At 41.0% G+C, this 707-nt stretch carries 4 tRNA genes; all 4 read right to left on the bottom strand.

Going from position 1 to position 707, the window contains the following annotated elements:
• Nucleotides 1-236: 236 nt before the first annotated feature.
• The 4 genes from L4C33_RS22660 to L4C33_RS22645 all read right to left on the bottom strand — a co-directional run bounded on the left by L4C33_RS22660 (nucleotide 237) and on the right by L4C33_RS22645 (nucleotide 663).
• Nucleotides 237-312, bottom strand: a tRNA-Asn gene (locus L4C33_RS22660).
• Between the two features lie 52 nt (nucleotides 313-364).
• Nucleotides 365-440 (bottom strand) — tRNA-Phe (locus L4C33_RS22655).
• A 7-nt stretch (nucleotides 441-447) separates the two neighbouring features.
• A tRNA-Thr gene (locus L4C33_RS22650) sits at nucleotides 448-523 on the bottom strand.
• Nucleotides 524-587: 64 nt separating this feature from the next.
• Nucleotides 588-663: transfer RNA gene (locus tag L4C33_RS22645), tRNA-Asn, on the bottom strand.
• Nucleotides 664-707: the final 44 nt, after the last annotated feature.

Raw genomic sequence — 707 nt, 5'->3', positions numbered from 1 at the left:
CTAGTATAGAACGATATATGTGAAAAATTTGAAAGTATGATACGCATTAAATTTATTGCGCAAAATAAGTTATTTTTTGTGCTTTTAGTAGGGTTGTAGCGCTGTTTTTATGGTTGAAACCTGGAAGCTTATTAGCTACGGGATATAGGTAGTTTATTCAAATCGGGGGATGGGGAAGGTAGTGATATCGCTAGAATGCAAAAAGGCCTCATCAAATGATGAGGCCTTTTTTAATGTGGCTCCCCTTGCAAGACTTGAACTTGCGACATACGGATTAACAGTCCGCCGTTCTACCAACTGAACTAAAGGGGAATTATTTGTTTCAACATCAGGTCGTAAGACCATTATTTGTAAAACTAAATAATGGTGCCTCGAGGCGGAATCGAACCACCGACACGCGGATTTTCAATCCGCTGCTCTACCGACTGAGCTATCGAGGCAAAAGAATGGTGCCGACTACCGGAGTCGAACTGGTGACCTACTGATTACAAGTCAGTTGCTCTACCTACTGAGCTAAGTCGGCACACTAAATTCTTTGCTGAAGAGTTAACTCTTCTTAAACCTCATCGAGATGAAGTCTTTTAAAATGGCTCCCCTTGCAAGACTTGAACTTGCGACATACGGATTAACAGTCCGCCGTTCTACCAACTGAACTAAAGGGGAATTATTTGTTTCAACATCAGGTCGTAAGACCATTATTTGTAAAA

It is taken from the genome of Vibrio makurazakiensis (genome assembly GCF_050337375.1).
GTDB classification, from domain to species: domain Bacteria; phylum Pseudomonadota; class Gammaproteobacteria; order Enterobacterales; family Vibrionaceae; genus Vibrio; species Vibrio makurazakiensis.
This window is presented reverse-complemented; position numbering and strand designations above follow the sequence as displayed.